The 6,000-nt window shown below is 51.8% G+C and carries 5 protein-coding genes; 3 read left to right on the forward strand and 2 right to left on the reverse strand.

From position 1 onward, the window contains the following. Positions 1 to 26 precede the first annotated feature (26 nt). A complete protein-coding gene (locus ACMHXH_RS01325; protein ID WP_039035007.1) occupies positions 27 to 1,058 on the forward strand; it encodes a two-component system response regulator in 1,032 nt (343 codons plus the stop codon). 58 nt (positions 1,059 to 1,116) lie between these two features. On the opposite strand, the gene ygfZ is transcribed toward ACMHXH_RS01325, so the two are convergent. Continuing rightward, entirely contained in the window at positions 1,117 to 2,079 is a 963-nt protein-coding gene (gene ygfZ / locus ACMHXH_RS01330; protein ID WP_335912839.1) for a tRNA-modifying protein YgfZ, read from the reverse strand. A gap of 99 nt (positions 2,080 to 2,178) precedes the next feature. After that, a complete protein-coding gene (gene serA, locus ACMHXH_RS01335) occupies positions 2,179 to 3,408 on the reverse strand; it encodes a phosphoglycerate dehydrogenase (protein WP_039035005.1) in 1,230 nt (409 codons plus the stop codon). Positions 3,409 to 3,566: 158 nt separating this feature from the next. Here serA and ACMHXH_RS01340 point away from each other — a divergent pair, with 158 nt between their 5' ends. Beyond that, positions 3,567 to 4,172, forward strand: coding sequence for a DUF2238 domain-containing protein (locus ACMHXH_RS01340; protein WP_071476570.1), 606 nt, complete (start codon positions 3,567 to 3,569; stop codon positions 4,170 to 4,172). A gap of 210 nt (positions 4,173 to 4,382) precedes the next feature. Beyond that, entirely contained in the window at positions 4,383 to 5,048 is a 666-nt protein-coding gene (locus ACMHXH_RS01345) for a helix-turn-helix transcriptional regulator (protein ID WP_039035003.1), read from the forward strand. The last annotated feature ends 952 nt before the right edge of the window (positions 5,049 to 6,000 follow it).

Genomic DNA, 6,000 nt, shown 5'->3' on the forward strand with positions numbered 1-6,000 from the left:
GTGTCTGGAGCAAGAGGGAGATTGGGATGGAAAAAGCCACTGTGTTGGTGGTGGATGATACACCGGAGAATATTGATATTCTGCTCGGGATCCTCGGCGATGACTATAAGCTCAAGGTGGCGATAGATGGCCCAAGAGCGCTGGCGTTGGCGCAGAAGAGCCCTCCGGATCTGATCCTCCTGGATGTGATGATGCCGGGTATGAATGGCTATGAAGTCTGTAAGCGTCTCAAGCAAGAGCCTATGACTTGCCATATTCCGGTGATCTTTGTCACTGCTCTCTCTGAAGTGGCCGATGAGACCCAGGGCTTTGATTTGGGCGCTGTCGACTACATCACCAAGCCTGTCAGTGCCCCGATAGTTAAGGCGCGGGTGCGGAACCACCTGGCCCTCTATGATCAGCAGCGCTTGCTGGAACAACAGGTGCGTGAACGCACTCACGAGCTGGAACAGACCCGTTTCGAGATCATTCGTCGTCTGGGCCGCGCTGCCGAATACAAGGATAACGAAACCGGCTTACACGTTATTCGCATGAGCCACTACGCCAAGCTACTGGCGCAGCAAGCCCAGTTGCCGGAACACTTCTGTGAACTACTCTATAATGCGGCGCCCATGCATGATATCGGCAAGATAGGTACGCCGGACGCCGTGCTGAAAAAGCCGGCCAAGCTGGATGCCGAAGAGTGGAGAATCATGCAACAACACGCCGAAATTGGCGCCGAGATTATTGGTGAACACCCGGATCCTCTGTTGCAGATGTCCCGGAGGATAGCATTGACCCACCACGAAAAGTGGGACGGCTCAGGTTATCCCAAAGGTTTAAAAGGCGAAGATATTCCCATTGAGGGGCGAATCGTCGCCATTGCCGATGTCTTTGATGCCCTGACTTCGATTCGACCTTACAAGAAGGCCTGGAGCATAGAAGATACCATGGCGTTACTGGAGTCTGAGGCAGGGAAACACTTTGACCCTGAACTGGTGGAGCACTTCAAACAGATATTGCCCCAGGTGATTGAAGTGCGTGACACTCATATGGAAACCGAGTCCGACGCCGAATAGCGACAAACTGCGGATAAAAATAAAGGCGCCGACGGCGCCTTTATTGGGTGATTTATTGTTACTCCTGCTCTTCCAGAGAGTAGGGTAGAGGCATTACCGTCAGTTCGCTGTTTTCATCATCGGCGATACGGAATTTGGCACCGACTTCTGTGTCATTGGCCAGTACTGCGGTCAGCAGTAACTCGCCATTTCGTTGTACGGCTTCAATAATGCTGCCACCCTTACGAAAACCTCCTTCCAGCGCCATCTCCAGCGTGGTTTCCGGGGTGACATCGACAGTGGCTTTGCCCTTGAGAATATAGAGGGCTCGCTTGTTGCCGCCGCGATACTTCATTCTGGCCACGGTTTCCTGGCCCATGTAGCAACCCTTGGTGAAGCTGATGCCGTTGATGGCTTGCAGGTTGCACATTTGCGGTACAAATTGGCCCATGTGTGCTGCCGGCAGGTTAGGGTAGGCGGCAAGGATTTCCAGCTCTTGCCAGGCACTGGCATCGACTGGAGGCTGCTGGCAGATGGCATCGGCCTGGGCTTTGGGCAGTACCAGAATAAAGCGCTCGCCGTCCTGCAGCACTGCGCCGCCATCGACAGCGCTGACTTGTTGCTCGGTGTTGAAGCCCGGAAGCTGCTCTGTCAGCCAAGTGCTCGCCTTGGCACCGGCAACACCCAAGAGGCTGTAATCGTCGCTGACATCGACCAGTTCGGCCTTACTGAATACCGCATACTTCTTCAATTGCGGCAAGTCGGCTGCCAGGGTATCTTTTGGCATCATCAATATCAGGGCGTCACCCAGAGTAAAGGTTCTGAAGCTTGAAAGCATCTTGCCTTTGGGGTCGCAGTGAGCGCCCCAGCGCCACTGCTCTGTCGTGAGAGAGCTGATATCTGTGGTGACCTGACCGTGGATAAAGCTGCGGCCCTGTTCACCGGTAACGGCAAGCAGACCCAAGTGAGAGAGGCGGGAAATAAGCAGATCCGGAATGCCGGCATCCAGAGGCCAATCGGGCTGAGAAACGCAAATGCTCATAACAAGATCCTGAGATTGAAGGCATTAAGAGATCTGCGATTGTAGCGGATTTGACAGAAATAAACAGGGCGCCAAGGGTAATAAGGCGCCCTGTGAAAATCAGAACAGCAAACGAGTACGGATAGTGCCTTCGATAGACTTGAGTTCTGTTAGTGCTTCTTCTGCCTGAGTGGTATCCACTTCCATTACCACATAACCTATGGTCGGCGTGGTTTGCAGGTACTGGGCTGAAATGTTGATGCCTTTTTCTGAAAACGCCTGGTTAATCTTGATCAGAATACCTGGACGGTTATGGTGAATATGCAGCAGGCGAGAGGCATCTTTATGCTGCGGCAGCGATACTTCCGGGAAGTTGACTGCCGACAGGGTAGAGCCGTTGTCTGAGTATTTGGCCAGCTTGCCGGCAACTTCAATACCTATGTTTTCCTGAGCTTCTTCTGTGCTGCCACCTATGTGAGGGGTCAGCAGCACATTGTCCAGACCGCGCAGCGGGCTTTGGAATTCATCTGTGTTGGACTTGGGCTCAGCCGGAAACACGTCGATGGCAGCACCAGCCAACTGCTGCTCCTTGAGGGCGACGGCCAGGGCGTCGATATCCACCACTGTGCCGCGGGAAGCGTTGATCAATATGCTCCCTTTGCGCATCATCGCCAGTTCGGCCTGGGCAATCATCTCTTTGGTCTGTGGTGTTTCAGGTACATGCAGGCTGACCACATCGGCCTGAGACAGCAGTTGCTCCATGGAGTGAACTTGTTGGGCGTTACCCAGCGGCAGCTTATCTTCGATATCGAAGAAGATCACTTTCATCCCTAAAGTTTCGGCAAGGATCCCAAGCTGGGTGCCGATATGACCATAACCTATAACCCCAAGGGTTTTGCCGCGGGCTTCAAAGCTGCCATTGGCGCTCTTGAGCCAGCCACCACGATGGGCCAGGGCGTTGCGCTGCGGGATCCCGCGCAGCAACATGATGATTTCACCGAGTACCAGTTCGGCCACGCTGCGGGTATTGGAGAAGGGCGCGTTGAATACTGGAATACCCAGTTGCTCGGCAGCCTTGAGATCGACCTGGTTGGTACCGATACAGAAACATCCTATGGCAACCAGCTTTTCAGCTTGTTGCAAGACTTCTTGGGTTAGTTGGGTACGGGAGCGGATTCCGACGAAATGGGCATCTTTGATCGACTGCTGCAGCTCAGTGCCGGAAAGTGATGCCTTATGATACTCGATATTGGTGTAGCCAGCCCTTTCCAGCACATCAACGGCTGATTGGTGGACGCCTTCCAACAACAGGATTTTAATTTTATCCTTGTCCAGCGAGTGTTTCGCCATGATATAGGTACCCTCTTGATTATTAACTAATGTACGTATGCTATGATATTTTCGCTCATGCCCAACCAAAGTAGCACTTTTTTCAGATTAAGTGGAGGGCTAGATGGCTAAAGTATTTTTTCCTAATAGAGAACAATCACTGGCATAAGGAAAGTGGCTTGAAAAACACAATTATCTGGCTGGTCATTTATTTTGCGGTACTTATCTGGTCGGCGATAGCCCCCAAAGATAATTTTACTTGGTGGCTGGAAGCGCTGCCGGGTATGCTGGCGCTGCCGATACTGTTTTTTACCCGTAAGCGTTTCCCGTTGACTCCACTGCTTTATGGCCTGATTTTGGTGCACTGCCTGATCCTCTTTGTCGGTGCCCACTACACCTACGCCGAGGTGCCACTGTTCGATACCTTGGCACAGTGGATGGGTTCTGAGCGCAATAACTACGATAAACTGGGTCACTTGGCGCAAGGGTTTATCCCGGCCATGATTGCTCGGGAGATACTGCTGCGTAATCGGGCAGTGAAGCCGGGTGCCTGGTGTGCCTTTCTAGTCAGTTGTTTTGCCTTGGCCTTATCGGCTTTCTATGAACTGATAGAATGGTGGGTCGCCGTTGCCACCGGAACCGGCGCCGAGGCCTTTCTCGGCACCCAAGGCTACGTTTGGGATACCCAGTCGGATATGCTGATGGCCCTTGTCGGTGCTATCGCTGCCTTGTTCTTCTTATCCTCATTTCATGACCGTCAATTGCGGCATTTAAACGTAGATTGACAGTTGGAACAAAGAGTTTTGAATACACTCTTTACAATCTTCCGTCTGAAAAATCTGTTAAAGATTGTTAGAATAATACTTTATGGTGATGAAAACCGGACGTTATCTGGTCAGAATCGTCTGATGCTTTTTGTGTAGTCGCACTTAAAGTGATTAAGGAAGCTATCCCTTTAGGGATATAAGCAAGACTTTTCAGGGAGAAGAGTAAAAATGAGTAGTATCAATGAGTTGGTTTTTATAAATCAAATAGCCGCCCCTTGTCATTTGGCCATACTGGCCGAGTCCATCGGTCTTAAGACTCGTATAGTACGCCACCCGGAGCAGTTGGAACCGCAGAAGAGTGATAGTACTTTTTATCTAATCTCTCAGAAGGGGGCAGCGCTGGATAATAAGGGGATCCCTTTATTGGCCAGTCGTTTGGTTTCTCATGTTCCGGTCGCCCTTTATCAAGTCAGCAGAGGGTCACTGGATCAGGAATCAGCGATGTTGCTGGGGATCCGCGGAGTGCTCTACTCAGATCAGCGTATCGATCTTATGCTCACTGGTCTACGCAAGATGGTGGCCGATGAGCTCTGGTACGACAGAACCCTTATCAGTAAGATGTTCCGTAAGTTGGTCAAAACTCTGGACACTGGCAATGAGATGTCGGCCGATACGGTTTCCATGCTGCAGATGTTGACCCGGCGTGAACGTACCATTATTCAGCTGGTTTCCAGTGGTGCCAGGAATAAAGAGATAGCCCAGCGTCTGTGTATCAGTGAGCATACGGTCAAGGCGCATATCTCATCGATTTTCCGCAAGACACAATCTCGTAATCGAGTCGAATTGTTGCGTTGGGCCCAGACCTATCAGAGTCACTTCGATCTCATCAGTTGATTTGTCGCTGGATTCAGCCTGAACTTGGCCCCGAATGGGGCTTGTTTATGTTTTGATGGCTTTTTATGTAAGCCAAGTCAGTGGAAAATTCCTGTCAGAGTGCGGCAATCGCCGCTGCTTTGTGCTTTTTTACGCGTTGGGAATGGCTTTCAGCCAAAGCTATGATAGTTGTTGTGCCTGTGGCGAAAGTCGTGGGGCTTAAGCATTCCAATCTGTTCATAGCTTGCGTTCATAAGCACGCTCGCCACCGGCGAGCATTCGCCCTCAGCCACGTTATTTGCGCCAACGGCTGTCGGCGACACCGAGGAGGGATTGGAGCAATTCTGTGAGAGCTAACTTGTTTGAAGTTACCTATATGCCTGCGGACATACGCCTCATTTTCAGGCACAGGCGGAACTGTGACCGTCGAAAACAGGGACGTTTTCGTCGAGGCTACCACCGCATTTGTTCCAGACAAATGTCGGCATACACTCAATCCATGGAGATAAGAGATGTACTCGCAGCGAGTCACAGGATCGCCTGTGCGAAAAGCGCACCGCAGGTGATTGACTACATCGTGGCTGGAAGCACGGCCAATACTAACTTAGGAACTTTTAGCTGGAAGCTATGATAGCCGCTGTGCCAGCGGCTTAAAGTCGTGGTGTAAATGCCTCCATGCACAACGGCCAGTTCGCCATCCCTGGCTCTCGCTCGCAGCCAGTCGCTGCGCGACACTCGCCAAACCACACCGGACAAGGGGCTTTGCTTGTCCAAAGCCCCTTGCATCCCCAAGGACACCCCGACGTAGCCGAAATCCCCGCTGGCTTATAAAGCAAATTGGCTACACTCAGAACTCGCCAAATACATCCATGCATAACGGCCAGCTCGCCTTCCTTGGCTCGCGCTCATAAGCTTGTTGCCTAGCAACATTCGCCCTGCTCGACCTTCGAGCCTCGACCTCCCTGTCTCGGCT

The sequence above is a fragment of the Shewanella sp. BJSY2023SW001 genome, from assembly GCF_047314685.1.
In the GTDB taxonomy this organism is placed as follows: Bacteria; Pseudomonadota; Gammaproteobacteria; order Enterobacterales; family Shewanellaceae; genus Shewanella; species Shewanella indica.

What these genes read in the sequence shown, in the direction of transcription:
- serA (WP_039035005.1), bottom strand. Translation starts at nt 3,408, where the DNA reads ATGGCGAAACACTCGCTGGACAAGGATAAAATTAAAATCCTGTTGTTG.
- ACMHXH_RS01345 (WP_039035003.1), top strand. Translation starts at nt 4,383, where the DNA reads ATGAGTAGTATCAATGAGTTGGTTTTTATAAATCAAATAGCCGCCCCT.
- ygfZ (WP_335912839.1), bottom strand. Translation starts at nt 2,079, where the DNA reads ATGAGCATTTGCGTTTCTCAGCCCGATTGGCCTCTGGATGCCGGCATT.
- ACMHXH_RS01325 (WP_039035007.1), top strand. Translation starts at nt 27, where the DNA reads ATGGAAAAAGCCACTGTGTTGGTGGTGGATGATACACCGGAGAATATT.